This window comes from Janthinobacterium sp. GW821-FHT03C10, assembly GCF_059420865.1.
In genome coordinates this window covers 1,775,125-1,801,089 of sequence record NZ_JBWKUN010000001.1, presented here as the reverse complement: position 1 = coordinate 1,801,089, position 25,965 = coordinate 1,775,125, and the positions used below count along the sequence as shown (strand labels likewise).

Genomic DNA, 25,965 nt, shown 5'->3' with positions numbered 1-25,965 from the left:
GGTGTGGAAGTGCAGTAATGCATTAAGCTAACCAGTACTAATTGCCCGTACGGCTTGTCCCTATAACCTTAGCAGGTACAGAGGATGAGAAAGTACATGTTGCGAAGTTGTTGATCGCAATCATTACCCAAAATTCTAAATAATCCGCTTCTTCCAGATTCATGGCTTTGTCGCTCCACTGAGGACAAATGCCGGTACAAGTTATGCCTGATGACCATAGCAAGTTGGTCCCACCCCTTCCCATCCCGAACAGGACCGTGAAACAACTTTGCGCCGATGATAGTGCTGCAACCAGTGTGAAAGTAGGTTATCGTCAGGCTTGTTATTCGCAGTAAGAGAAAAACCCCCGCAATTGGCGGGTTTTTTTTCGTCTGGCGGTTGGGTGCGCCGCTGGTGCTGTCGGCTTACGCTGCGCTAAGCCGACCTACGCCGACCTACGCCGATCCGCCGACCGACGCTCAGTGTGTGGGGGCTGCCCCCGGCTGTTCAGCAGGCGAAAAAAAGGCAGCGCTGCGCGCTGCCTTTGTCATTTATCAAACCCATTAAAAGTGATAAGCGACTTTGACGTTCATGTAATTGACGCCGCTATTCGGTTTCTTGTAGCCGCCGTTCGAGAAATGCTGGATCTTCGCAGCGACTTCCCATTTGTTATTGAAGATATAGCCGACGCCGATATGGTCGCCGAACTGGAAGTGGGTCGACAGGCGGTTATCGTCGTTGTCGTACAGCTTGGACAGCATGTGTACGCCAATGCCGCCTTCCGCATAGAAGCCCAGCTTATTTGTATTTTCAAAGCGGAACACAGGGGTAAAGCCCAGGTCCCACAGTTTTTGATGCTGTCCAGGGACGTTGCGATAGCTCTTGCCATCCCAGCCGCCGATGCTGGCATCCCAGTAACCGCTCAGCTGCGTGCCATTCGATACAAACCAGGCCTTATCCCAGTTCGAGGTCACGCCGGCGCGTACCATTTGTACCTTTACGCCCTTGGCATATTCGCCGTAGACGGAGTCGATCAGTTTGTCGTCGGCGGCAAAGCCGGCGTTGGCCGCCATCAGCGCGGCAACGGCGGCGATGGATTTGAGGAGATTCTTCTTGAAGAACATAGAGGCTTTCATCGTAAAATTGGCCGATAGGCTATTGTCTTGTCTGCGCAGGCAGCTTTTTTGCATGCCGCTCTCGCCACTTGTTGATTTCAGGGGTTCAATTGACATTCTCTACAAAAATCGCATTTCTCGGTATCGGTCTGATGGGGGATCCGATGGTCCGCTGCCTGCTACGCGCTGGATATTCTGTCACAATTTGGAATCGCACGCACAGCAAGGCCCAAGTCCTGCGTGCGGCAGGGGCGCAGCCGGCCGTATCCGTGGCTGAGGCGGTCAATGGCGCGGACGTGATCATCTCGATGCTGGAAGCCGGTCCCATCGTGGCGCAGCTACTGCAAGAGGCGCTGCCGGTCTTGCCCGCTGGCGCGATCTGGATCGATATGAGTTCTACCAAGCAATCGGAAGCCCGGAAATTTCATGTCACTTTGCATGCCGCAGGCCATGGCTTCATCGATGCGCCCGTGTCGGGCGGCGTCGGCGGGGCGCAGGCGGGTACCCTGGCCATCATGGCCGGCGCCAGCACCGGCGATTACACCCGTGTGGAAACTATCCTGGCGGCGATGGGGCGCCCGACTCTGGTGGGCCCGCCCGGCAGTGGCCAGGTTGCCAAGCTGTGCAATCAGCTGATCGTCGGCGCGACCCTGAATATCGTGGCGGAAGCCTTGCTGCTGGCCCAGGCGGCTGGCGCGGATGCGGCCGCCGTACGGGCAGCCATCCGCGGTGGTTTTGCGGAGAGCAAGATTCTGGAGGTGCATGGCCAGCGCATGTTGGAGCGCAACTTTGTTGCTGGTGGTCAGGTGAAGAGCCAGATCAAGGATATGCACAACATCCTCGCGGCGGCCGAGGCGGCCCACGTCACTTTGCCGGTGACGCAACTGGTGACGCAGCGCTATGAAACCCTCGCCACCAGCCACCCGACGGCAGACCATGCGGCTGCCTTGCTGGCCCTGGAAGCGTTGAATCCGGACCAGCGCTTGGGCACCGGTCCGGATAAGCTGAGCTGAATCAAGCGACGGGCAGGCTCGCTTCGGCCAGCTTGACCCAGAAACTGGCGCCGATCGGCAGCAGGTTGTCGTTGAAGTCGTAGCTGCCGTTGTGCAAGACGCACGGTCCCAGGCCGTGGCCGCCGTCGCGGTGCTCGCCATCGCCATTGCCGATAAAGATGTAGCAGCCGGCCTTTTCCTGCAGGAAGAAAGCAAAATCTTCCGCGCCCATGGTCGGTTCGACATTCGCGTTGACCTTGTCGGCGCCCACCACGCTTTTCATCACGTCGACGGCAAACGCCGTTTCTTTCGCATGGTTGACCAGCGGCGGATAGTTGCGCTTGAAGTGGAAATCGACTTCCGCGCCAAAAGCGGCGGCCGTGTGCACGGCGATGTCGCGCATGCGCGCTTCGATCAGGTCCAGCACGGGCGTAGTAAACGTGCGCACGGTACCGACCAGACTGGCATCGTCGGGAATCACATTGGTGGCGCTGCCCGCATGGATTTGCGTGATCGACAGCACGGCCGTGTCGAGCGGGCTCTTGTTGCGGGTAATGACGGTTTGCCAGCTTTGGGCGATTTGCACGGCCACCATCACGGGGTCTATGCCCTTGTGAGGCTGGGCCGCATGCGCGCCCTTGCCCTTGACGGTGACGTGGAACTCATTGCTCGACGCCATCATCGGCCCTTCCACCACGCTCAGGGTGCCCGTTTCGGCGCCTGGCCAGTTGTGCATGCCGTAGATGGCATCCATGGGAAAGCGGGTGAACAAGCCGTCTGCTATCATTTCGCGCGCGCCTGCGCCGCCTTCTTCGGCCGGCTGGAAGACCAGGTAGACCGTGCCATCGAAGTTGCGGTGTTGCGCCAGGTAATGGGCCGCACCGAGCAGCATGGCCGTATGGCCGTCGTGGCCGCAGGCGTGCATCTTGCCCGGGTGGCGCGAGGCATGCTCGAAGGTATTCATTTCCTGCATGGGCAAGGCATCCATGTCGGCGCGCAGGCCGATGGCACGCTTGGAACTGCCATGCTGGATGATGCCGACCACGCCAGTGCGGCCCAGGCCGCGTACCACAGGAATGCCCCATTCCGTCAGTTTGGCGGCGACGACGTCCGAGGTGCGCTGTTCTTCGTAGCATAGCTCGGGGTGCGCATGCAGGTCGCGGCGGATACTTTGCAGCTCGGATTGAAACGCCAAGATCGGATCAACTAGTTTCATGGGACTCTCCTGTGGATGCTGGCACGCAGCAATGTATGGCGCGCCGGACCGCGCTTGTTTGATCAAAAACAGGCGCGGCTAATAGTGCATTGTAGCCCTTGTTTGCCGGGTAAATCCAGCGCACGGACGTGCTTGCCACGGCGCCAACAGCAAGCGTCCGGAATGGTTTACAGTATCGCCTTCCCCCAACGTTTTTGGATTGCACCATGACCACCACCCAAGTGCGCGCCGCCTGCCCGCTCGATTGCCCCGATACCTGCGCCTTGCTGGTCACCGTGACCGATGGCGTGGCCACCGCCGTCAAGGGCGATCCTGACCACCCGACCACGGCTGGCGTGCTGTGCACGAAGGTATCGCGCTTCACGGAGCGCACCTATCATGCGGACCGGCTGCTGCATCCGCTGCGCCGCGTGGGCAAGAAGGGCGAAGGCAAGTTCGAACGCATCAGCTGGGAAGAGGCATTGCAGACCATCGCGGCCCGCTTGAAGCCGATCGCCGCGCGCGATCCGCAGGCGATCTTGCCGTACAGCTACTGCGGCACCATGGGCCTGGTGCAGGGCGAGTCGATGTCCTCGCGTTTCTTCAACCAGCTGGGCGCTTCCCTGCTGGACCGCACCATCTGCGCGTCAGCCGGCGCCACGGGCTACCGCTACACGGTGGGCGCCAGCATCGGCACGGACCTGGAGCAATTCCAGAACGCCAAATTGATCATCATCTGGGGCGGCAACCCCATCGCCTCGAACCTGCACTTCTGGATGCGGGCGCAGGAAGCCAAGCGCAACGGCGCCACCCTGATCGCCATCGACCCGTACCGTTCGCTGACGGCCGAAAAATGCCATCAGCATATCGCTTTGCTGCCGGGTACCGATGCGGCCCTGGCGTTGGGCTTGATGCATGTCTTGATCACCGAAGACCTGGTCGACCATGACTACATCGAACGCTACACGGTCGGTTACGATGCCTTGAAACAGCGCGCTTTGGAATGGCCGCCCGAGCGCGTGGCCGAGGTGTGCGGCATCACGGCCACGCAAGTGGTGGAACTGGCGCGCCTGTACGGCCAGGCGTGCCGCTCTGGCGAGGGTGCCGCCATCCGCACCAACTACGGCGTGCAACGCGTGCATGGCGGCGGCATGGCCGTGCGCAATATCGCCTGCCTGCCGGCCCTGACGGGCGCCTGGCGCCATCCGGCCGGCGGCATGCAACTGTCGAGCTCGGGTTCCTTCCCCGTCAACCGCAAGGCCCTGCAGCGCCCTGATTTGTTGAAAGGCACGCCGCGTACCATCAACATGAGCACCATCGGCGATGATTTATTAAAAGAAAGCTCGCCCGAATTTGGCCCGCAAGTGGAAGCCGTGATCGTCTACAACTCGAATCCGCTGGCGGTGGCGCCCGATTCCTCGAAAGTGGCGCAGGGTTTTGCCCGCGAAGACCTGTTTACGGTCGTGCTCGAACACTTCCAGACCGATACCGTCGATTACGCGGACATCGTGTTGCCCGCCACCACGCAACTGGAACACGTCGATGCGCATTCCACCTACGGTCATCTGTACATGATGGCGAACAACGCGGCCGTGGCGCCGCTGGGCGAAGCGAAGGCGAATACGGAAATCTTCCGCCTGCTGGCCCAATACATGGGCTTTGACGACCCGTGTTTCCAGGAAAGTGATGATGCGCTGGCGGCCAAGGCCTTCGATGCGACGGATGCTCGTGCCGTGCATTTCGACTGGGAATCGCTGAAACGCAGGGGCTGGCAAAAGCTGGCCATGCCCGAGGCGCCATTTGCCGACGGTGGTTTCCCCACGCCATCGGGCAAGTGCGAATTTTATTCCAGCGCCATGGCGCAGGCGGGACTCGATCCCTTGCCCTCGTATATCGCGCCGCACGAATCGCAAGCCAGCAATCCCGCGCTGGCGGCGCGCTTCCCGCTGGCCATGATTTCCCCGCCGGCGCGCAATTTCCTCAATTCCACCTTTGTGAACGTGAAAAGCCTGCGCGCGGCCGAAGGCGAGCCGCACCTCGACATCCATCCAGACGATTGCGCCGCGCGTGGCATCGCGGCCGGCGACATGGTGCGCATCTTCAATGACCGCGGCAGTTTTGTCGCCAAGGCCAGGGTCACGGACAAGGCGCGACGGGGCCTGGTGGTGGGCTTGTCCGTGTGGTGGAAGAAACTCGCCAGCGACGGCAAGAACGCCAATGAAGTGACGAGCCAGCGCCTGACGGACATGGGCCGCGCGCCGACGTTCTACGATACGCTGGTCGAAGTGGAAAAGGCTGCCTGACATGGCGCGCTGGCCGGCCCGCCTGCTTGTCGGCATGCTGTGCCTGCCGCTGGGCGGCTGCACGCAGCTGCGCTACTACACGCAGGCGGCGCAGGGGCAATATGCGCTGTGGTCCGGCGCGCGCCCCATCGGTGACTGGCTCGATGATCCGGCCACCGAACCGCGCCTGAAAGTGCGCCTGGCCAAGGCGCAGCAAATCCGCCGCTTTGCCGTCAGCGAGCTGGATTTACCGGACAATGGCAGCTACAAGAACTACGCGTCCCTGCGGCGCCCGTTCGTGCTGTGGAACGTGGTGGCCACGCCGGAATTGTCGCTGCAGCCGCTGCAATGGTGTTTTCCCATCGCCGGCTGCGTCAATTACCGCGGCTATTACAGCAAGGACGAGGCGCTCGCGTATGCCGACGAGTTGCGCGCCCTGCATTACGACGTGCAGGTGGGCGGCGTGCCCGCGTATTCCACCCTGGGCTGGTTCGACGATCCCTTGCTGTCGACCTTTATCAACTACAACGATGCGGAACTGGCGCGCCTGATTTTCCATGAACTGGCGCACCAGGTGGTGTACGTGCCCGGCGATTCGGCCTTCAACGAATCGTTCGCCAGCGCCGTGGAAGAGGCGGGCGTGCAGCGCTGGCTGGCGCGCGAGGGCAATGACGCCATGCGCGCGTCGTACGCCCAGTATGCGGCGCGGCGCCAGGATTTTCTGGCCTTGCTGCTGACATACCGGGGCAAACTGGACGCCGTGTATGCGAGCGACGCCGGCGCTGCGGAGAAGCGCGCGCGCAAGGCGCAGGTGTTTGCGGCATTGCAAGACGCGTATCAGGTGCTCAAGCAAAACTGGGGCGGTTTTGCCGGTTACGACCGCTGGTTTGAGCAGCCATTGAGCAATGCGCACCTGGCTTCCGTGTCTACCTACAATGAATTTTTGCCTGCCTTCAAAAAATTGCTGGAAGAAAAAAAGAACTTTCGTGCTTTTTATGCTGCAGTGCACACAATGGCCCAGCTCAAGAAGCCTGAGCGCAGGCATGCGCTGGAACAATTGTCCAGCCCCTGACCCGTAAAGATTGTCCCGTATGCCGAGGCAAGCGATTCGGTAACAGCGTATTTATCATGCTGCAATGCAGCATAAAAAGGCCCTAGAGTTGCCGCTCGAATACTGTTGAAAGCGCTTGCATGGAAGCGCGGCGCCCGATAGCATCGCATTAGTAGCATAGAGCAATTGCTCGTCAGAATGCTCAAACAGACTGCAGGACGACAGAATCCGCAGCAATGATCCGCGCCGGCAGGGTGCGCCGGCTCCCCCACGATTATTCGAGACAAGAGGCACAGGATGGACAAAATTTGGCTGAAGTCGTACCCTCCCGGCGTCCCCGCCGACATCGATCCTGATCAATATCGTTCGCTGGTGCATTTGCTGGAAGAAGCGTTTCAAAAATATGCGGACCGCAATGCCTATGTCTGCATGGACAAGTTTCTCACCTATGCCGAACTCGATACCTATTCGCGTCAGCTGGGCGCCTGGCTGCAAAGCCGCGGCCTGAAGAAGGGGGCGCGTGTCGCCCTGATGATGCCGAACGTGCTGCAGTATCCGGTGGCGATCGCCGCCGTCCTGCGCGCCGGCTACACGGTGGTCAACGTCAACCCTTTGTATACGCCGCGCGAACTCGAACACCAGCTGAACGATTCGGGCAGCGAAGCCATCATCGTGCTGGAAAACTTTGCCCATACGCTCGAGCAAGTGCTGAGCAAGACGGCCGTCAAGCACATCGTCGTCGCCAGCATGGGGGAGATGCTGGGCGGCTTGAAGGGCATGATCGTCAATTTTGTCGTGCGCAACGTCAAGAAGATGGTGCCCGCGTATTCCTTGCCGAACGCCATGCGCTTCAAGCAGGCGCTGGCGCTGGGCAGCCGCATGAAGCTCACGCCCGTCGAGCTGAGCATCAACGACGCCGCTTTCCTGCAATACACGGGCGGCACCACGGGCGTGTCGAAAGGCGCGACCTTAAGCCACCGCAATGTGATCGCCAATGTGCTGCAGAGCGAAGCGTGGTCGGGCGCGGCGCTCGACCAGAACAGCCGCGAGCAGATGATCGTGGTCTGCGCCTTGCCGCTGTACCACATCTTTGCGCTGACGGCCTGCGCCATGTGGGGCACGCGCGTGGGCGCCCTGAATATCCTGATCCCGAATCCGCGCGATATCCCGGGCCTGATCAAGGAATTGGGCAAATACAAGTTCAACCTGCTGCCGGCGGTCAATACGCTGTATAACGCGCTGGTCAATCATCCCGACTTCGCCAAGCTCGATTTCTCGGGCTTGAAGATCGCCAATGGCGGCGGCATGGCGGTGCAGCAAGCCGTCAACGACAAGTGGCTGCAGGTGACGGGCGTGTCCATCATCGAAGGCTATGGCTTATCGGAAACGTCGCCCGTCGCCACCTGCAACCGCGCCGACAGCACGGCGTTTTCCGGCACCATCGGCTTGCCCGTGCCATCGACCGATATCGCCATCCTCGACGATGACGGCAAGGAAGTGCCGCTGGGCCAGACGGGCGAGATCGCCATCCGTGGCCCGCAAGTGATGAGCGGCTACTGGAACCGTCCCGATGAGACTGCCAAGGTCATGACGCCGGACGGCTACTTCAAATCGGGCGACGTGGGCATCATGGATGAGCGCGGCTACGTGAAGATCGTGGACCGCAAGAAAGACATGATCCTCGTTTCCGGCTTCAACGTGTATCCGAATGAAGTCGAAGCCGTCATCGCGGCCCATCCGGGCGTGCTCGAGTGCGCCTGCGTGGGCGTGCCGGACGAACACTCGGGCGAGGCCGTGAAAGTGTTTGTTGTGCGCAAGGATCCGAACCTGACCCAGGAAGTGCTGGCCGCGTACTGCAAGGAGCAGTTCACCGGCTACAAGCGGCCGAAATACATCGAATTCCGCGATGAATTGCCGAAGACCAACGTCGGCAAGATTTTGCGCCGCGCCTTGCGTGACGAGAAAAAGATAGCAGCATAAACAATGTGGATGCGCCAGGGGGCGCATCCCTTTTACAGATAAAGATGAGGCGAGATGGACAAGATTTGGTTGAAGTCGTACCCGGACAGCGTTCCCGCAGAGATTGATTGCACGCAATACCGTTCCGTCACGCATTTGCTGGAAGAGTCGTTCCAGAAATACGCGGACCGTAACGCTTTCGTGTGCATGGATAAATTCCTTACCTATCGCGAGCTCGACCAGCTGTCGCAGCAGATGGGCGCCTGGCTGCAAAGCAAGGGCCTGCAACGGGGTGCACGCGTGGCGATCATGCTGCCGAACGTGCTGCAATATCCGGTGGCCATGGCGGCGATCCTGCGCGCCGGCTATACGGTGGTGAACGTCAATCCGCTGTACACGCCGCGCGAACTGCAGCACCAGCTGATCGATTCGGGCAGCGAAGCGATCATCGTGCTGGAAAACTTCGCCACCACGGTCGAGCAGGTGCTGCCGCATACCCAGGTCAAGCACGTGATCGTGGCCACCATGGGCGACTTGCTGGGCGGCTTGAAGGGGACTATCGTCAACTTCGTCGTGCGCAAGATCAAGAAAATGGTGCCCGCGTTCTCCTTGCCGAACGCCATCAGCTTCAACAAGGTGCTGGCCGAGGGTGCCCGCTTGACCTTGACGCCGGTGCAGCAGGGGCATGACGATATCGTCTTCCTGCAATACACGGGCGGCACGACGGGCGTGTCGAAAGGCGCGATGTTGTTGCACCGTAACGTGATCGCCAACGTGCTGCAGAACGAGGCGTGGATGTCGCCCGTGATGACGCCTGAAATGCGCGCCACTTCGATGGGTTTCATGTGCGCCTTGCCCCTGTATCACATCTATTCGCTGACGGTCAGCGCCCTGATGGGCATGCGTCTGGGTGGCATGAGCGTGCTGATTCCGAATCCGCGCGACATCCCCGGCTTCGTCAAGGAATTGAGCAAGCACAAGATCGTCGTCTTCCCGGCCGTCAATACCTTGTATAACGCGCTGCTGAACAATGCCGACTTCGCCAAGCTCGATTTTTCCAGCTACAAGGTGTGCAATGGCGGCGGCATGGCCCTGCAGCGCAACGTGGCCGAACGCTGGCTGAAACTGACGGGTTGCCCGCTGATCGAAGGCTATGGCATGTCGGAAACATCACCCGTGGTGACGGGCAACCGCGTCGATATCACGGAATTCACGGGCACCATCGGCTTGCCTTTCCCGTCGACGGAAGTGGCGATTCTCAACGACGACGGCGTGGAAGTGCCGCTGGGCGAGCCGGGCGAAATCGCCGTGCGCGGCCCGCAAGTGATGGCGGGATATTGGCAGCGTCCGGACGAGACGGCCAAGTCGATGACGGCCGACGGCTACTTCAAGACGGGCGACGTGGGCGTCATGGACGAGCGCGGCTATGTAAAAATCGTAGACCGCAAGAAAGACATGATCATCGTCTCCGGCTTCAATGTGTATCCGAACGAGGTGGAAGACGTGGTCGCGTCCTGTCCGGGCGTGCTCGAATGCGCATGCATCGGCGTGCCGGACGCCAACGCGGGCGAAGCCGTGAAAGTGTTTGTCGTGCGCAAGGACCCGAACCTGACGGTGGAACAGATCCGCGAGCATTGCAAGCATGAATTGACGGCCTACAAGAAACCAAAATACATCGAGTTCCGCGATGAATTGCCGAAGACCAATGTCGGCAAGATCTTGCGCCGTCAATTGCGCGACGAAAAGAAGGTTGCCTAGGCGTTAACTTTGCAAGCCCGCCTTGCCGTCCCGGACGGTAAAGCTGGCCAGTGTCGCGATGGTAGAAGTGCTGTCGCGCACGTTCTCCAGGCCCTGGAACAGGGTCGTTGTTTTCTCCGGCGTGATTTCCAGCAACATATAGCCGCGCTTGTCGCTGCGTCCGTAACGGATGTGCGGGTTCATCGCCACGTACTGGTCCGTGCGCGCCTGCGGGCGGGAGCTGGAGGTGATCGAGGTGCCGCAAAACTCGGTCGCCAGCACGGGATTGGCCTTGCTGCTGGGGCGCGTGGCATTGCGGCTCAGTTCGGTCGCATAAAAGGTGTGCACGTCGCCCGACAACACCAGCGGATTGCTGGCCTGGCTGCTGCGCAAGGCGTCGAGCAGATGCTGGCGCGCCATCGGGTAGCCATCCCAGCCATCGGTCCAGACGCGTTCGTCACCGGGCCGCAGGATGGGCACCTGGCTCGATTGCGCCATCAGGGTTTGCTGGGCCAGGATATTCCAGCGCGCGGGAGATGCATCGAGACCGGTTTGCAGCCAGCGCTGCTGTTCTTCGCCCAGCATGGTGCGGTCGGGCTTGCGCAAGTCGGGGCAGTTGCGCGTGGTGACGGAATTCGAGCCGCCGCGGCCCGGTCTGGCGCAGGCGTGGTAGGCGCGGTATTGGCGGTCGTCCAGCACGTGGAAGCGTGCCAGGCGGCCCCAGTCGTAGCGTTGGTAGATGCGCATGTCGACAAAGCCCCTTCTGCCCAGCGGCAGCAGGCGCAGCGGCATGTGCTCATAAAACGCCTGGTAGGCGGCCGCGCGGCGTTGCAGGAACGTGGGTGTCAGTAGTTCGTCGCGGTCATTGCCGTAATCGTTGGCCACTTCATGGTCGTCCCACGTGACGATCCACGGTGCGGCCAGGTGCGCGCCCTGCAAGTCGCGGTCGCTCTTGTATTGCGCATAGCGGGCGCGGTACTCGTCCAGCGTAAAACTTTCATGCGTGCGCACGGCCCGGCTCGGGTGCTGCAGCTGATACGGCCCCCATTCGTAGATGTAGTCGCCCAGGAAGGCCACCAAGTCGGGCGCAGCCGCGGCAATGTGGCGGTGCGCCGCATACGCGCCGAATTCCCAGTGCTGGCATGAGGCGACGGCCAGTTTCAGCAAGGCAGGCATGGAGCCGGGCTCGGGCGCCGTGCGCGTGCGGCCCACGGGGCTGACGGCGTCGCCCAGCATGAAGCGGTACCAGTACCAGCGCCCGGGCGCCAGGCCGCCCGCGTCGACGTGCACGCTGTGGGCGAGGGCGGGCGTCGCCGTCGCTTGCCCCTTGGCGGCGATGCGCCGGAAAGCCTCGTCTTCGGCCACTTCCCAGCGCACGTTCAGGGCGATGGCGGGCGTGGCGGCTGCGTGCAGCGGGTCGTAGCAGATACGCGTCCACAGCACGACGGCGTCCGGCAAGGGCGAACCGGAAGCGACGCCGAGCGCAAACGGATAGCCGTTGCCATTGAGGCGCGTGGCGGCGCTGGCGCTGGACCCGGACAGCAGCGTGCCGGCGGCGGCCAGCGCCGTGATGCGCGCAGCGCTCAGCAAGAAGATGCGGCGCTGGCTATCCATGGCGTGGAATGATTACGACAATCAAGACGCCAATAAGGTCTCGATCGGCGGCACCTTGCGCGGCTTGCGGTCGGAGTCCGTCGCCACGTAGATCAGGGTCGCTTCCGTGACTTTCACGATGCATGCCTGCAGCCGGTTGCGCTCGGCATACACTTCCACGTTGACGGTGATCGACGTATTGCCCACCTTGACGATGTCGGCGTAGAAGGAGAGCAGATCGCCGACGAAGACGGGATTTTTGAAGACGAAGGAATTGACGGCAATGGTGGCGACACGGCCGTTGGCGCGCCGCGTGGCCGGCAGGGAACCGGCGATATCGACTTGCGCCATGATCCAGCCGCCGAAGACGTCGCCGTACACATTCGCGTCCGACGGCGCGGGCATCATGCGCAGTTCGGGCATTTTTCCGGCGGGCAGGCCGGCGGCGAGGCAGTTGTCGGGGCGGGCGGGGGAGGTGCTCATCTTTTATTCTCATGAAAGGCTACAATTGCTGCGATTGAACCATAAAAAGCCGACCTTCGCCATGCGCCGTTCCCAGACTCCCCCTCCGCCCCGCTCGCCAGCTTCCGCCAGCCACAGCGATTTCGCCACCATCAAGACCTTGTTGCCGTACCTGTGGGTCTACAAATGGCGGGTATTGCTGGCGCTGCTATGCCTGGTCGGCGCCAAGCTCGCCAACGTGGGCGTGCCCCTGATCCTGAAAAAACTCGTCGACGCCATGACGATCACGGCGGCGCACCCGCAAGCGCTGCTCGTGCTGCCTGTCGGCTTGCTGGTGGCGTACGGTTTGCTGCGCCTGTCGACCACCTTGTTTACGGAATTGCGCGAATTCCTGTTCGCCCGGGTCACGCAGCGCGCCGTGCGCACCATCGCGCTGCAAGTGTTCCGCCACCTGCATGCGCTGTCCCTGCGTTTCCATTTGAACCGCCAGACGGGCGGCATGACGCGCGATATCGAACGGGGCACGCGCAGCGTCGGTTCGCTCATTTCCTACACCCTGTTCAACATCCTGCCGACCCTGGTGGAAATCACCCTCGTGCTCGGTTATCTGGTCTTGCATTACGACATCTGGTTCACCGTGATCACGGCGGTGGCGCTGGTGTCGTACATCGCGTTTACCGTGCTGGTGACGAACTGGCGCACGCATTTCCGCCGCACCATGAACGACCTCGACTCGAAGGCGAATACCAAGGCCATCGATTCGCTGATCAACTATGAAACCGTGAAATATTTCGGCAACGAGGATTACGAAGCGAAGCGCTACGACGAAGGCTTGCAGCGCTATGAATCCGCCGCCGTGAAATCGCAGACTTCCCTGTCCTTGCTCAATACGGGCCAGTCGCTGATCATCGCTACGGCCGTGACATTAATTCTCTGGCGCGCCACGGTGGGCGTGATCGCCGGCACGATGACCCTGGGCGACCTGGTGCTGGTCAACGCCTTCATGATCCAGCTGTACATTCCCCTCAATTTCCTGGGCGTCATTTACCGCGAAATCAAGCAAAGCCTGGCCGACATGGAGCGACTGTTTTCCCTGCTGAACGAGAACCGCGAAATCGCCGATACACCGGACGCCAAGCCGCTCGTCACGCGGGGCGCGGCCGTGCGTTTCAACCACGTGGATTTCAGCTATGAAGCCAAGCGGCAAATCCTGTTCGACGTGGATTTCCAGATCCCTGCCGGCACCACGACGGCCGTGGTGGGCCACAGCGGCTCGGGCAAGTCGACCTTGTCGCGTTTGCTGTTCCGCTTCTATGAAGTCGATGGTGGCGGCATCACCATCGATGGCCAGGACGTGCGCAATATCACGCAGGATTCCCTGCGCGCAGCCATCGGCATCGTGCCGCAGGATACAGTGCTGTTCAACGACAGCATCGAGTACAACATCGCCTACGGCAAGCCGGGCGCCAGCAAGGAGGCCATCGTGGCGGCGGCCAAAGCCGCATCGATCCATGATTTTATTGAAAGCTTGCCAGATGGTTATAACTCCATGGTGGGCGAGCGGGGTTTAAAACTGTCGGGCGGCGAAAAGCAGCGCGTGGCGATTGCCCGCACCTTGCTGAAAGACCCGGCCATCCTGATCTTCGATGAAGCCACCTCGGCGCTCGACTCGAAGGCCGAGCAGGCGATCCAGGCGCAGCTGAAGGAGATTGCCAAAAACCGCACCACTTTGGTGATTGCGCACCGTTTGTCGACGGTGGCAGACGCCCAGCAAATCCTCGTGCTCGATCATGGCCGCATCGTCGAGCGGGGCACGCATCCGCAATTGCTGGCGGCGGATGGCTTGTATGCGCAGATGTGGCAACGCCAGCAGGCGAATCGGGACGATGAGGCGGAAGAGGACGCGTTGGCGGGGCTGGCGCCGGCAAAATAAATCGGCAAAGGGGAATCAGTAGGAAAAATGCTACAGCCGCGCCGATTCAGGCGCGCGTATAGCGCCTATTTGAGGGCAATCGCAGAAAACGGCTGGTCCGGCGCTGAAAATGAAATAAAATTAATTCCATTGGTGGCGTCTGCACCACAGTTGTTTCGTTCGGAATCGATCCCGTTTGTCCGCCCAGGAGAATTTATGAAATTGACCAAAATCATCGCCACGCTGCTCAGCGTCGGCGTCATCAGCAGCATGTCGCCAGTCCAGGCTCAGGAATTGACCGGCACCTTGGCCAAGATCAAGAAAGCCGGTTCCGTCACCCTCGGCGTGCGCGACGGCTCCGTGCCCTTCTCCTATCTCGATGACAAGCAGCAATACCAGGGTTATTCGATCGACCTGTGCATGAAAGTCGTCACGGCCTTGCAGAAACACCTGGGCATGAGCGAACTGAAGGTGGTGATGAGCCCCGTCACGTCGGCCAACCGCATCCCGCTGATGGCCAACGGCACCATCGACCTTGAATGCGGCTCGACGACGAACAACCTGGAGCGCCAGCAGCAGGTGGCATTCGCCCCGACCATGTTCGTCATCGGCAACCGCGTGCTGTCGAAAAAATCCTCGAACATCAAGACGCTGGAAGACTTGCGCGGCAAGACCCTGGTCGCCACGGCCGGCACGTCGACCATCAAGCAGATGACGATTTTGAACAAGGAAAAGAACCTGGGCATGACGATTGCCGTCGGCAAGGATCATCCCGAGTCGTTCCTGATGCTGGAAACGGGCCGCGCGGTGGCCGAAGCCAATGACGACATCTTGCTGGCGTCGCAGGTGGCCAACTCGAAGAACCCGAACGACTACGAAATCACCAAGGAAGCGTTGTCCGTCGAGCCGTACGGCATCATGCTGCGCAAGGGCGACCCGGCCTTCAAGAAAGTGGTCGATGATGCGCTGATCCGCCTGTACAAGAGCGACGACATCAACCGCATTTATGCGAAATGGTTTACCTCGCCGATTCCGCCGAAAAACATCAACCTGAAATTCCCCATGCCGCCGCAACTGAAGGCCGTCTTCATGAATCCGACCGACTCGGGCGACCCGGCGGCATATGCGGCCGTGCCCGAAGCGCAGAAGACTTCGGACAAACGGAAAAAGTAAAGATTGCGTAACAAACCGGGAGGCGCAAGCCTCCCGATTTATTTGCGGGACGGGTGGCCGGCTGGCCGCTGTCCTCGGGCTGCATGCGAAGGATGATCATGAATTACAACTGGAATTGGCGCATTTTCTGGGAGATTTCTCCCGATGGCGTGGGCACGTATATGGACACCTTGTGGTCCGGCCTGGTCTGGACCCTGGCCACGGCCGGTGCGGCCTGGATCATGGCATTGATATTGGGCCTGGTGGTCGGCACCATCCGCACCCTGCCGAATAAATGGCTGGTGGGCGTAGCCAATGCCTACGTTGAATTGTTCCGCAACGTGCCGCTGCTGGTGCAGATGTTCCTCTGGTATTTCGTCATGCCGGAATTGCTGCCGCCGGACCTGGGCGCCTGGGTCAAGTCGCTGCCGAATGCGCCGTTCGTCACGGCCGTGCTGTGCCTGGGATTTTTCACCTCCTCGCGCGTGGCCGTGCAGGTGACGACGGGCATCGAGGCGCTGCCGCGCGGGCAGAAACTGGCCGGCACGGCGCTGGGCCTGACCCTGCCGCAAACCTACCGTTTCATTTTGCTGCCGATGGCCGCGCGCGTCATCCTGCCGCCGCTGACCAGCGAATTTTTGAACATCATCAAGAACAGTTCCGTGGCGCTGACCATCGGCCTGATCGAACTGACGGCCAGCGCGCGCGCCATCCAGGAGTTTTCCTTCCAGGTGTTCGAGGCGTTTTCGGCCGCCACCATCATCTACATCGTCGTCAACCTGCTGGTGGTGGTGCTGATGCACCTGATCGAGAAAAAGGTCGCCATCCCCGGCTTCATCGTCGCCGGCGCCAAGACGGGAGGACACTGATATGTTCGGTAATTTCGACTTCGATGTCATCTCCCGCTCATGGGTCTACCTGTTCCAGACCGGCATGGTGTTTACCCTGAAACTGACGGCGCTGTCCATGGTGGGCGGCATCGTGCTGGGCACCGTGCTGGCGCTGATGCGCTTGTCCGGCAGCCGCCTCATCTCGGGCGTGGCGTCGACCTACGTCAACCTGATACGCTCGATCCCGCTGGTGCTGGTGATCTTCTGGTTTTACTTCCTCGTGCCGTATATCGCCGCCTGGATCATCGGCGCGAACGAACCCGTGAAAGTGGGTGCGTTTTCTTCCGCGCTGATCACCTTCATCATGTTCGAGGCGGCCTACTATTGCGAGATCATGCGCAGCGGCATACAGTCGATTCCCCGCGGCCAGGTGTGGGCGGGCCAGGCGCTGGGTATGAACTACTCGCAGACCATGGCCTTCATCGTGCTGCCGCAAGCGTTCCGCAACATGATCCCCGTGCTGCTGACGCAGACCATCGTGCTGTTCCAGGACGTGTCGCTCGTGTACGTGCTGTCGATTCCCGATTTCGTCGGCGCCGCCTCGAAGATCGCCCAGCGCGACGGCCGCCTGGTGGAGATGTACGTGTTTGTCGCCGTCGTGTATTTCGTGCTGTGCTACGCCTTGTCGTTCCTCGTCAAACGCCTGCAGAAACGCGTCGCCATCATTCGCTAACCGTAAAAGAAAGAACAAGATGATTGAACTCAATAACGTCAGCAAATGGTATGGCCAGTTCCAGGTACTGACCGATTGCACCACCAATGTCGACAAGGGCGATGTGATGGTCATTTGCGGCCCGTCCGGCTCCGGCAAATCGACCCTGATCAAGACCGTCAACGGCCTCGAACCGATCCAGCAGGGGCGGATCATCGTCGACGGCATCACCGTCAACGATCCGAAAACGAATCTGTCGAAACTGCGCGCGCGCATCGGCATGGTGTTCCAGAATTTCGAGCTGTTTCCGCATTTGTCGATCCGCGAAAACCTGACCATCGGCCAGATCAAGGTGCTGGGCCGCAGCGTCGACGAAGCCAATGCCAAGGGCTTGAAATACCTGGACCGCGTGGGCCTGCTGTCGCAGCAGGATAAATTCCCGGGCCAGCTGTCGGGCGGCCAGCAGCAGCGCGTGGCGATCGCCCGCGCGCTGTCGATGGATCCGATCGCCATGCTGTTCGACGAGCCGACATCGGCGCTCGATCCGGAAATGATCAACGAAGTGCTCGACGTGATGGTGGGTCTGGCGCAGGAAGGCATGACGATGATGGTCGTCACGCACGAAATGGGTTTTGCCCGGCGCGTGGCCAACCGCATCGTCTTCATGGACCAGGGCAAGATCATCGAGGATTGCAGCAAGGATGACTTCTTCAACACGACCCGCTCGGACCGCGCGCGCGATTTCCTCGCCAAGATCATCCATTAATTTTCCATCACCTTGAAGTTGAGTACGAATGCCTGACATGAAACACCTCGCCGGCGCCATGCTGGCGCTGGGCCTGCTGGCCCATGCCCACGCGGCCGACAAGATCGCCGTCGACATCGCCCTGCGCGACGCCACCCTGATCGACGTTGCAGGCGGCCGCGCCGTCAAGGGCAAGGCCGTGCTGCTCAAGGGCGACAGCATCGTCGCCGTCGTCGATGAGGCGCAGCTGCGCGGCTACGCGCCGAAGCGGACCATCCGCCTGCCCGGCAAATACCTGATGCCGGGCCTGTGGGACACGCACGTGCATTTCGGCGGCGGCCCGGAACTGATCGACGAGAACAAGCAGCTGCTGCCACTGTACCTGGCGCACGGCATCACCACGGTGCGCGACTGTTCGGGCGACTTGCCCGACACGGTGCTGGCATGGCGCCGGCAGATCAACGCTGGCCAGCTGCAAGGCCCGACGATCTTTACCTCTGGCGCCAAGCTCGAAGGCATCAAGCCGCTGTGGAAGGGCACCATCGAAGTGGGCACGCCGCAGGAAGTCACGCGCGCGCTCGATGGCCTGCAGGCGCAGCAAGTGGACTTCGTGAAGATCACGGAAAACACCCTGAAGCCGGAGCTTTACCTGGAAGCGTTGCGCCAGGCGCGCGAGCGGGGCATGCGCACTTCGGGTCATATCCCGGTGCAGCTGACCCTGGCGCAGATGGCCGATGCGGGCCTGGGCACGATCGAACATCAATCCTACCTGCTGCGCGCCACGACGCCACGCGAACAGGAGCTGACGGAGAAGGTGGCCGCGGGCACGATGACGGGCAAGGAGGCCATGCGCGAAAGCCTGCAAAGCTACGACGAGGCGACGGCGCGCAAGGCCTTCAGCTACCTGGCAGCGCGCGGCACGGCCATCGTGCCGACCCTGTGGGGCTCGCGCGTGACGGCTTACCTGGACCGCGAAGACCACACGCACGATCCGGCCCTGCAGTATATCGGCAAAGGCTTGCGCGCCACCTACGACTGGCGCGTGCAGCGCGCCGCCAAGGATGGACCGGAAGCCATCGCCCAGCGCCACGCGCAGTTCGAGCAATCGGCCAAGCTGCTGCCGATCTTGCAGCAGCAGGGAGTGAGCATCATCGCCGGCACGGATGCGGGCTTCTTGAATTCCTTCGACTATCCGGGCCAGGCCCTGCACGATGAAATCGGCCTGTACGTGCAATACGGGCTGACGCCGCAGCAAGCCTTGCAGTCGGCCGTCATCAACGGCCCCCGCTTCCTGGGCAAGCTGGAGCGCTACGGCAGCGTGGCGGCCGGCAAGGCGGCCGATTTGCTGGTGCTCGACGCGAACCCGCTGCAGGACATCGGCGCCACGCGCCGGATCCGCCTGGTGGTCAGCCGTGGCCAGGTATACGACCGCGCCAAGCTGGATCAGATGCTGGCCGAGATCCGCGCCTGGGTCGCCAAGCAGGAGACGGCATCGGCCAAGTCCTGATGCTCTTCGTGCTTTTTTAGTAAAGACAAGGACGGCCGGTTGATACCGGCCGTTTTGCCGTCTGCCAGCCAGCATGCGCGGGCTCTCCCGGCGGGCGGGACGGTCCTGCGGCTGGTAAAATGGCGCTATCCGCAATGACCGCCCGAGAGCAGCCGCCATGTCCACACCCGATCACACCCCAGATTCCATCACCATCACCCGTCCAGACGACTGGCATTTGCACCTGCGCGACGGCGCCGTCATGGCCAGCGTGCTGCCGCACAGCGCGCGCCAGTTCGGCCGCGCCATCGTCATGCCGAACCTGAAGCCGCCCGTCACCACCACGGCCGATGCCAGCGCCTACCGCGAGCGCATCCTGGCGGCCGTGCCGGAAGGCGTGAACTTCGATCCGCTGATGGTGCTGTACCTGACGAACAACACCTCGCCCGATGAAATCCGTCGCGCGCAGGATAGCGGCATCGTGCAAGCCGTGAAACTCTATCCGGCCGGCGCCACGACGAATTCCGACCTGGGCGTGACGGATCTGAAGAATTGCTACAAGGTGCTGGAAGTGATGCAGGAAGTGGGCATGCCCTTCCTCGTGCACGGCGAAGTGACGGACCCGGAAATCGACATTTTCGACCGCGAAGCCGTCTTCATCGAGCGCGTGATGCGTCCGCTGCGCAGCGCCTTCCCGGCCCTGTCCGTCGTGTTCGAGCACATCACCACCAAGGATGCGGCGCAGTATGTGGCCGAAGCGGAAGGCCCGATCGCCGCCACCATCACCGCGCACCATTTGCTGTACAACCGCAACGAGATTTTCAAGGGCGGCATCCGCCCCCATTACTACTGCCTGCCCATCCTCAAGCGCGAAGAGCACCGTTTGGCCCTGATGACGGCCGCCGCCAGCGGAGACGAGCGCTTCTTCCTCGGCACCGATTCTGCGCCGCACGCGCAAGGCGCCAAGGAAATGGCCTGCGGCTGCGCCGGTTGCTACACGGCCCTGCACGCGATGGAAATGTATGCGGAAGCGTTCGAGCGCGCCGGCGCGCTCGATAAACTGGAAGCGTTCGCCAGCTTCCACGGCCCGGCCTTCTACGGCGTGCCGCGCAACACGGACACCATCACCTTGCGTCGCGAAAGCTGGACCTTGCCGGCCTCGCTGCCGCTGGGCGACAGCCACGTGATTCCGCTTAACGCGGGCGAACAGATCAACTGGAAAATGGTCTAAGCATTCATGCTGCCATCGATAGACTGGACCCGCCCCTGGTTTGCCACGGTGCTGCCGGCGCGACGGCAGCTGGACCTGCAGCGCGACACGGTGATCGCGGCGCTGAACGGACGGGCGCGGGCGCTGGACTTGCGCAATCCGTCCGGCTTGCCGCTGGCCTTCGTGCCGCAAGCGGACCTGCCCGAAGGCGTGGCCTACGAGGAGTTCATCGGCGCCACGGGCGGCGTGCCCACGCGCGACAATCTGCACGATTTTTTCAACGCGCTCGTGTGGCTCACCTTCCCGCGCATCAAGCGGCAGTTGAATGCGCTGCAGGCGGCGCAGATATCCCTGTCCGGGGTCGGCAAATCGCGCGGTCCCGCGCGCGACGGCGCGACGATTTTCGATGAAAATTCCGCCTTGCTGGTGCTGCGCGACAGCGATGCGGGGCGCGCGCTGGAAGCGGCCTTGCGCGGACACGACTGGCGCAGCGCGTTCATCGCGCAGCGCGAGAAATTTGGCGCGGGCGGCGACGCCGAAGTCTGGCTGTTCGGCCACGCACTGATGGAAAAACTGGTGGCGCCGCGCAAGGCCATCACGGCGCACACGCGCGTGATCTTTGCCGGCGACGCTTACTTTGCGCTCGACGACGCGGCACGCCGCGCCTGGCTCGACGAGCGGGTGGCGCAGGACCTGGCGCGGCAAGGCCTCACGACGGCCGACTTCACGCCCCTGCCGGTGCTCGGCTTACCCGGCTGGTGCGAAGGCCAGGATGACGATTTTTACAATGACGCGGCGGTGTTCCGCCCGAAGCGCAAGGCAGCTGGCGCAGAAAGAGATCAATAGATGGAAAATACCGTCCGCTGGGGCATCCTCGGCACCGGCAAGATCGCCCGCGCGATGGCCAATGGCTTGCGCGACGCGCCTGGAGCGCAGCTGGCGGCGGTCGCCTCGCGCAGCGCCGCCGGCGCGCAAGCCTTCGGCGCCGAATTCGGCATCGAGCGTTGCCACGGCTCTTACCAGGCGCTGGCTGACGATCCTGGCGTGGACGTGATCTACATCGCCACGCCGCACACCCTGCATGCGGAAAATGCCCTGATGTGCCTGGCCGCCGGCAAGCACGTCGTGTGCGAAAAGCCGTTCACGATGAACGCGCGCGAGGCGCAGGCCGTGGTCGATATGGCGCGCGACAAGAAGCTGTTCTTGATGGAAGCGATGTGGAGCCGTTTCCTGCCCGCCGTGCAGGAAGCGCAGCGCATCATCGCCAGCGGCGAAATCGGCGTGCTGCGGCAGGTGCAGGCCGATATCGGCTTTGTCGCCCATTTCCCGCCCGAGCACCGCATGTTCAATCCCGAACTCGGCGGCGGCGCGCTGCTCGACGTGGGCATCTATCCGCTGTCGATGGCTGCCTTCTTCCTCGGCCCGGTATCGCAGGTGCAGGCGCTGGCCGAGATGGGCGCCACCGGCGTCGATGAGCAGGTGGTGTTCTCGCTGCTGCACGCGGGCGGCGGCACCTCGTCCTGCGCCTGCAGCCTGCGCGCGCAGACGCCGACGGAAATGACGATTTCCGGCAGCCTGGGGCGCATCCGCCTGCCCAACCGTTTTTACAAGCCCGATCAGCTGATCGTCGAAATGATGGATGGTGCACGCCGCGTCGTCGCCGCGCCGCACCTGGGCAATGGCTACGCGCACGAGGCCATCGAAGCGATGCGCTGCATCCGCGCCGGCCTGCTGGAAAGCCCCGTCATGCCGCACGCCGACAGCGTGGCGCTGATGCGCAACCTTGACACCATGCGCGGCCAGATCGGCCTCGTCTACCAAGCCGACCAGGCGTGAACAGGAACCCCATGACATTGCACGCATCCCGTCCCAGCCTGAAGACCGTCCTCATCGCCAGCGGCGTCGTCCTGACCCTGGCGATGGGCGTGCGCCACGGCCTGGGCTTCTGGATGCAGCCGATCTCGCAAGCGAACGGCTGGACGCGCGAAACGTATTCGCTGGCGCTGGCCATGCAAAACCTGATGTGGGGCGTCTTCGGGCCGTTCGCCGGCATGGCGGCCGACCGTTTCGGCACCATGCGCGTCGTCATCGTCGGCGCCATCAGCTACATGGCGGGCCTCGTGTGGATGGCGCTGGTGACGCAGCCCACCCTGTTCATCGTCGGCTCGGGCATCTTCATCGGCCTGGCGCTGGCCTGCACGGCCTTTGGCGCCATCAGCGGCATCATCGGCCGCAGCGCGCCGCCCGAGCAGCGCTCGTGGGCCTTCGGCATCTCGTCGGCGGCCGGCTCGTTCGGCCAGTTCCTGATGATGCCGGTCGAGCAGCAGCTGATCTCCGCCGTGGGCTGGCAAAACGCCTTTTACGTGCTGGCCGCGCTGGTGCTGCTGGCCATGATCCCGATGGCCTTCTACCTGCGCGAGCCGCCCGTCTCGCACGCCAGCGGCCCGCAGCAAAGCGTGGGCGCCGCCTTCAGCGAAGCCATCGCCAGCCGTTCGTTCTGGCTGCTGCTGGCGGGCTATTTTGTCTGCGGCTTCCAGCTGGTCTTCATCGGCGTGCACTTGCCGGCCTATTTGAAGGACCAGGGCCTGATGAACCCGAACATCGCCGTCACGGCGCTGGCCCTGATCGGCCTGTTCAACATCGTCGGTTCCTACTATGCGGGCAAACTGGGTGGCAAGATCGCCAAGCGCTACCTGCTGTCGGCCATCTACGTGACGCGTGCCGTGGTCATCACCGTGTTCCTGCTGGCGCCATTGTCGGCGTGGTCCGTGTATCTGTTCGCCGCCGGCATGGGCGTGCTGTGGCTGTCGACCGTGCCGCTGACGAACGGCATCATCGCCGGCATCTTCGGCGTCAAGCACCTGTCGATGCTGGCCGGAATGGTGTTCTTCTCGCACCAGGTGGGCAGTTTCCTCGGTGCGTGGCTGGGCGGCTATCTGTACGAGCACCAGGGTAGTTACCACATCGTGTGGATGATCACCATCGGCCTGGGCTTGCTGGCCGCGCTGATCAACCTGCCCATCGACGAGCGCGCCGTCAAGCGCACGGCGGTGGCCGCGTAATGGCCAGCTGGCGCACGTGGCTATGGCGCCTGGCCGGCGCCGCGCTGCTGGCCATCGTCTTCCTGGCCTATCTGCGGCCCGACTTCATGCTCGACCTGGCGAACCGCTTCTGGATGTGCATGTAGGCTGCGCGGGCGCAAGGCCGTTTGCAAAAAGTGGGATTACGCTGGAAGTCGGATTACGCTACGCTAATCCGACCTACCCGACCTATTGCGGTGTCTTTTCGCGTAGGTCGGATTAGCGCGCAGCGCGTAATCCGACAGCACCTGAAAGCAATACCGGCTTTACACCTTCAAAAACTCTTCTTTTCCACCCAGCCAGCGCGCCAGGTGCGCTTCCACGGTGGCTGCGGCCGCCGCCGTGGAAGCGTGCAGCAGATCGTGCGCCACGTCGCGGGCCTGATCGACCAGCCATTGGTCCGTTTCCAGGTCGGCGAAGCGCAGCATGGCCTGGCCGGACTGGCGCGCGCCGAGGAATTCCCCTGGACCGCGGATTTCCAGGTCGCGCCGGGCAATTTCAAAACCGTCCGTCGTTTCGCGCATGGTCATCAAGCGCTGGCGCGCCACGCCGCCCAGGGGGCCCTGGTACAGCAGCAGGCAGACACTGGCTGCCGAGCCGCGGCCCACGCGGCCGCGCAGCTGGTGCAGCTGCGACAGGCCGAAACGCTCGGCGTGCTCGATCACCATCAGCGAGGCGTTCGGCACGTCGACGCCCACCTCGATGACGGTGGTGGCCACCAGCACGTGGATATGGCCGGCGATGAAGGCATCCATCACTTCCTGTTTTTCCGCCGGCTTCAAGCGGCCGTGCACGAGGCCCACCTGCAGCGCAGGCAAGGCTTCGGCCAGCATCATGTAGGTGTCGGTGGCCGTCTGCAGCTGCAGCGCCTCCGATTCCTCGATCAGCGGGCAGACCCAGTACACCTGGCGGCCTTCCAGCGCGGCCGCGTAGACGCGGGCGATGACTTCATCGCGCCGGTTCTGGTCGATGGCGCGCGTGACGATGGGGCTGCGGCCGGGCGGCAGTTCGTCGATCACCGACACTTCCAGGTCGGCGTAATACGTCATGGCCAGGGTGCGCGGGATCGGCGTGGCCGACATCATCAGCTGGTGCGGCACAGCCGCGCTGTCGCCCTTGTTGCGCAGGGTCAGGCGCTGGCCCACGCCGAAGCGGTGCTGCTCGTCGACGATCACCAGGCCCAGTTTCGCAAACAGCACGTTATCCTGGATCAGCGCATGCGTGCCGATCACCAGCTGCGCTTCGCCCGATTCGATCAGGGCCAGCGCCGCCGTCTTTTCCTTTTTCTTCAGGCTGCCCGTCAGCCACGCCACCTTCACGCCCAGCGGTTCCATCCAGGCGGCGATCTTGCGGAAGTGCTGCTCCGCCAGAATCTCCGTGGGCGCCATCAGCGCGGCCTGGTAGCCGCTGTCGATCGCCTGCGTGGCAGATAGTGCCGCCACCACCGTCTTGCCGCTGCCGACGTCGCCCTGCAGCAGGCGCTGCATCGGATACGGCTGGCGCAGGTCGGCGCGGATTTCCTCGAGCACGCGCGCCTGCGCGCCCGTCAGCTTGAAGGGCAGGGCGGCGCCGAAGGCGTTCGACAAGGTGCCGACGATGGGCAGCGAGGCCGCGCCTTTCGAGCGGCGCGCGCGCTGGGCGCGTTTGAGCGACAGCTGCTGCGCCAGCAGTTCATCGAACTTCATGCGCACCCAGGCTGGGTGCGATCGGTCCATCAGCGCGCTTTCATCGATGTCCTGCGGCGGATAGTGCAGCAGGTGCACGGCGGCGCGGAACGGCGACAGCTGCATCCCGCGCAGCAGATCATCGGGTAATGTATCCCGCCAGTCGATGCGGCGCATGGCGTCGGCGATTTCGCGCCGCAGCACGTGCTGCGACAGGCCTTCGCCGGACGGATACACGGGCGTGAGGGCCGTGGGCAGCGGCGCGCCCTCGTTGACCACCTTGTACGTCGGGTGGACCATCTCGGCGCCGAAAAAGCCGTGTTTGAGTTCGGCGCGCGCGCGCACCCGCGTGCCTTCGGCCAGCTGCTTGACCTGGCTGCCGTAGAAATTCATGAAGCGCAGCAGCAAATTGCCCGTTTCGTCGGCGATCGTCACCAGCAATTGCTTGCGCGGCTTGAAATTGACTTCGCACTTGGTGACGACACCTTCCACTTGCCACGACTCGCCGCCGCGCAGACAGGCGTCGCGTATCGTGTACACCTTGGTTTCATCCTCGTAGCGCATCGGCAGGTGCAGCACCAGGTCCATATCCGTGCGCAAGCCCAGTTTGGCCAGGCGGCTTTCCGTGCTGACCACTTTTTTGGCGGCCTTCGGCTTGGCGGCCGGCTTGGCTGTGGGAGGAAGATCGGGCTTGGGTTCGGACATATCGGAGATTTTTGTGCCGCTAGCGTAAAATAGAGGGTTGTCCGGCACACCCTGTGCGTACCGCAGTCGTTGTGTTGCGGCGGATTATTGTAATGCCTGTATAG

At 62.4% G+C, this 25,965-nt stretch carries 21 protein-coding genes and 1 rRNA gene; 17 read left to right on the top strand and 5 right to left on the bottom strand.

What is annotated here, in order from left to right; genetic code table 11:
• Positions 1-206 precede the first annotated feature (206 nt).
• Positions 207-319, top strand: a 5S ribosomal RNA gene (gene rrf, locus AC07VH_RS07765).
• A 223-nt stretch (positions 320-542) separates the two neighbouring features.
• Here the strand turns inward: rrf and AC07VH_RS07760 are convergent.
• Positions 543-1,115: an acyloxyacyl hydrolase gene (locus AC07VH_RS07760; RefSeq protein ID WP_230539252.1), complete on the bottom strand. Its 573-nt coding sequence runs from the start codon at positions 1,113-1,115 to the stop codon at positions 543-545.
• 89 nt (positions 1,116-1,204) lie between these two features.
• Between AC07VH_RS07760 and AC07VH_RS07755 the strand changes: the two genes are divergently transcribed.
• On the top strand, positions 1,205-2,107 hold the full coding sequence (locus AC07VH_RS07755; RefSeq protein ID WP_494788132.1) for an NAD(P)-dependent oxidoreductase: 903 nt from the start codon (positions 1,205-1,207) through the stop codon (positions 2,105-2,107).
• Position 2,108: 1 nt separating this feature from the next.
• On the opposite strand, the gene AC07VH_RS07750 is transcribed toward AC07VH_RS07755, so the two are convergent.
• Entirely contained in the window at positions 2,109-3,302 is a 1,194-nt protein-coding gene (locus AC07VH_RS07750; RefSeq protein WP_494788133.1) for a M20 aminoacylase family protein, read from the bottom strand.
• A gap of 206 nt (positions 3,303-3,508) precedes the next feature.
• On the opposite strand from AC07VH_RS07750, the gene AC07VH_RS07745 reads away from it, so the two are divergent.
• The 4 genes from AC07VH_RS07745 (at position 3,509) to AC07VH_RS07730 (ending at position 10,331) form a co-directional block, all read left to right on the top strand.
• Positions 3,509-5,584 carry a molybdopterin-containing oxidoreductase family protein gene (locus AC07VH_RS07745; RefSeq protein ID WP_494788134.1) on the top strand — a complete coding sequence of 692 codons (2,076 nt, stop codon included), beginning with the start codon at positions 3,509-3,511 and terminating at the stop codon, positions 5,582-5,584.
• A gap of 1 nt (position 5,585) precedes the next feature.
• On the top strand, positions 5,586-6,635 hold the full coding sequence (locus tag AC07VH_RS07740) for an aminopeptidase (RefSeq protein ID WP_494788135.1): 1,050 nt from the start codon (positions 5,586-5,588) through the stop codon (positions 6,633-6,635).
• Between the two features lie 276 nt (positions 6,636-6,911).
• Positions 6,912-8,594: a long-chain fatty acid--CoA ligase gene (locus tag AC07VH_RS07735; RefSeq protein ID WP_489629517.1), complete on the top strand. Its 1,683-nt coding sequence runs from the start codon at positions 6,912-6,914 to the stop codon at positions 8,592-8,594.
• 54 nt (positions 8,595-8,648) lie between these two features.
• Complete coding sequence (locus AC07VH_RS07730) at positions 8,649-10,331, top strand: long-chain-fatty-acid--CoA ligase (RefSeq protein ID WP_475414207.1); 1,683 nt, start codon at positions 8,649-8,651, stop codon at positions 10,329-10,331.
• Between the two features lie 3 nt (positions 10,332-10,334).
• On the opposite strand, the gene AC07VH_RS07725 is transcribed toward AC07VH_RS07730, so the two are convergent.
• A complete protein-coding gene (locus AC07VH_RS07725; protein WP_494788136.1) occupies positions 10,335-11,924 on the bottom strand; it encodes an alkaline phosphatase D family protein in 1,590 nt (529 codons plus the stop codon).
• 21 nt (positions 11,925-11,945) lie between these two features.
• A complete protein-coding gene (locus AC07VH_RS07720; protein WP_475414205.1) occupies positions 11,946-12,386 on the bottom strand; it encodes an acyl-CoA thioesterase in 441 nt (146 codons plus the stop codon).
• A 61-nt stretch (positions 12,387-12,447) separates the two neighbouring features.
• Between AC07VH_RS07720 and AC07VH_RS07715 the strand changes: the two genes are divergently transcribed.
• From AC07VH_RS07715 to AC07VH_RS07665, 11 genes are all read left to right on the top strand, one after another.
• Positions 12,448-14,298 carry an ABCB family ABC transporter ATP-binding protein/permease gene (locus tag AC07VH_RS07715; RefSeq protein ID WP_494788137.1) on the top strand — a complete coding sequence of 617 codons (1,851 nt, stop codon included), beginning with the start codon at positions 12,448-12,450 and terminating at the stop codon, positions 14,296-14,298.
• A 195-nt stretch (positions 14,299-14,493) separates the two neighbouring features.
• Entirely contained in the window at positions 14,494-15,450 is a 957-nt protein-coding gene (locus tag AC07VH_RS07710) for an amino acid ABC transporter substrate-binding protein (protein ID WP_475414203.1), read from the top strand.
• 98 nt (positions 15,451-15,548) lie between these two features.
• Entirely contained in the window at positions 15,549-16,298 is a 750-nt protein-coding gene (locus AC07VH_RS07705) for an amino acid ABC transporter permease (protein WP_099411325.1), read from the top strand.
• Position 16,299: 1 nt separating this feature from the next.
• Positions 16,300-16,992, top strand: a complete 693-nt coding sequence (locus AC07VH_RS07700; protein ID WP_475414201.1) for an amino acid ABC transporter permease — start codon at positions 16,300-16,302, stop codon at positions 16,990-16,992.
• A gap of 19 nt (positions 16,993-17,011) precedes the next feature.
• Positions 17,012-17,737: an amino acid ABC transporter ATP-binding protein gene (locus AC07VH_RS07695; RefSeq protein WP_494788138.1), complete on the top strand. Its 726-nt coding sequence runs from the start codon at positions 17,012-17,014 to the stop codon at positions 17,735-17,737.
• Between the two features lie 37 nt (positions 17,738-17,774).
• Complete coding sequence (locus tag AC07VH_RS07690) at positions 17,775-19,223, top strand: amidohydrolase family protein (RefSeq protein ID WP_494788139.1); 1,449 nt, start codon at positions 17,775-17,777, stop codon at positions 19,221-19,223.
• A 157-nt stretch (positions 19,224-19,380) separates the two neighbouring features.
• A complete protein-coding gene (gene pyrC / locus AC07VH_RS07685) occupies positions 19,381-20,433 on the top strand; it encodes a dihydroorotase (RefSeq protein ID WP_475414198.1) in 1,053 nt (350 codons plus the stop codon).
• A 6-nt stretch (positions 20,434-20,439) separates the two neighbouring features.
• Entirely contained in the window at positions 20,440-21,258 is an 819-nt protein-coding gene (locus tag AC07VH_RS07680; RefSeq protein WP_494788140.1) for a DUF3025 domain-containing protein, read from the top strand.
• Complete coding sequence (locus AC07VH_RS07675) at positions 21,259-22,248, top strand: Gfo/Idh/MocA family protein (RefSeq protein WP_494788141.1); 990 nt, start codon at positions 21,259-21,261, stop codon at positions 22,246-22,248.
• 11 nt (positions 22,249-22,259) lie between these two features.
• The gene (locus AC07VH_RS07670; protein WP_475414195.1) at positions 22,260-23,474 is read left to right on the top strand and encodes an MFS transporter; all 1,215 of its coding nucleotides are present in this window, start codon (positions 22,260-22,262) and stop codon (positions 23,472-23,474) included.
• Positions 23,474-23,599: a hypothetical protein gene (locus AC07VH_RS07665; RefSeq protein WP_257620246.1), complete on the top strand. Its 126-nt coding sequence runs from the start codon at positions 23,474-23,476 to the stop codon at positions 23,597-23,599. Before AC07VH_RS07670 ends, AC07VH_RS07665 begins: the two co-directional genes overlap by 1 nt.
• A gap of 159 nt (positions 23,600-23,758) precedes the next feature.
• Here AC07VH_RS07665 and recG read toward each other — a convergent pair whose 3' ends face one another.
• Positions 23,759-25,861, bottom strand: a complete 2,103-nt coding sequence (recG, locus tag AC07VH_RS07660) for an ATP-dependent DNA helicase RecG (RefSeq protein ID WP_489629521.1) — start codon at positions 25,859-25,861, stop codon at positions 23,759-23,761.
• Positions 25,862-25,965 lie beyond the last annotated feature (104 nt).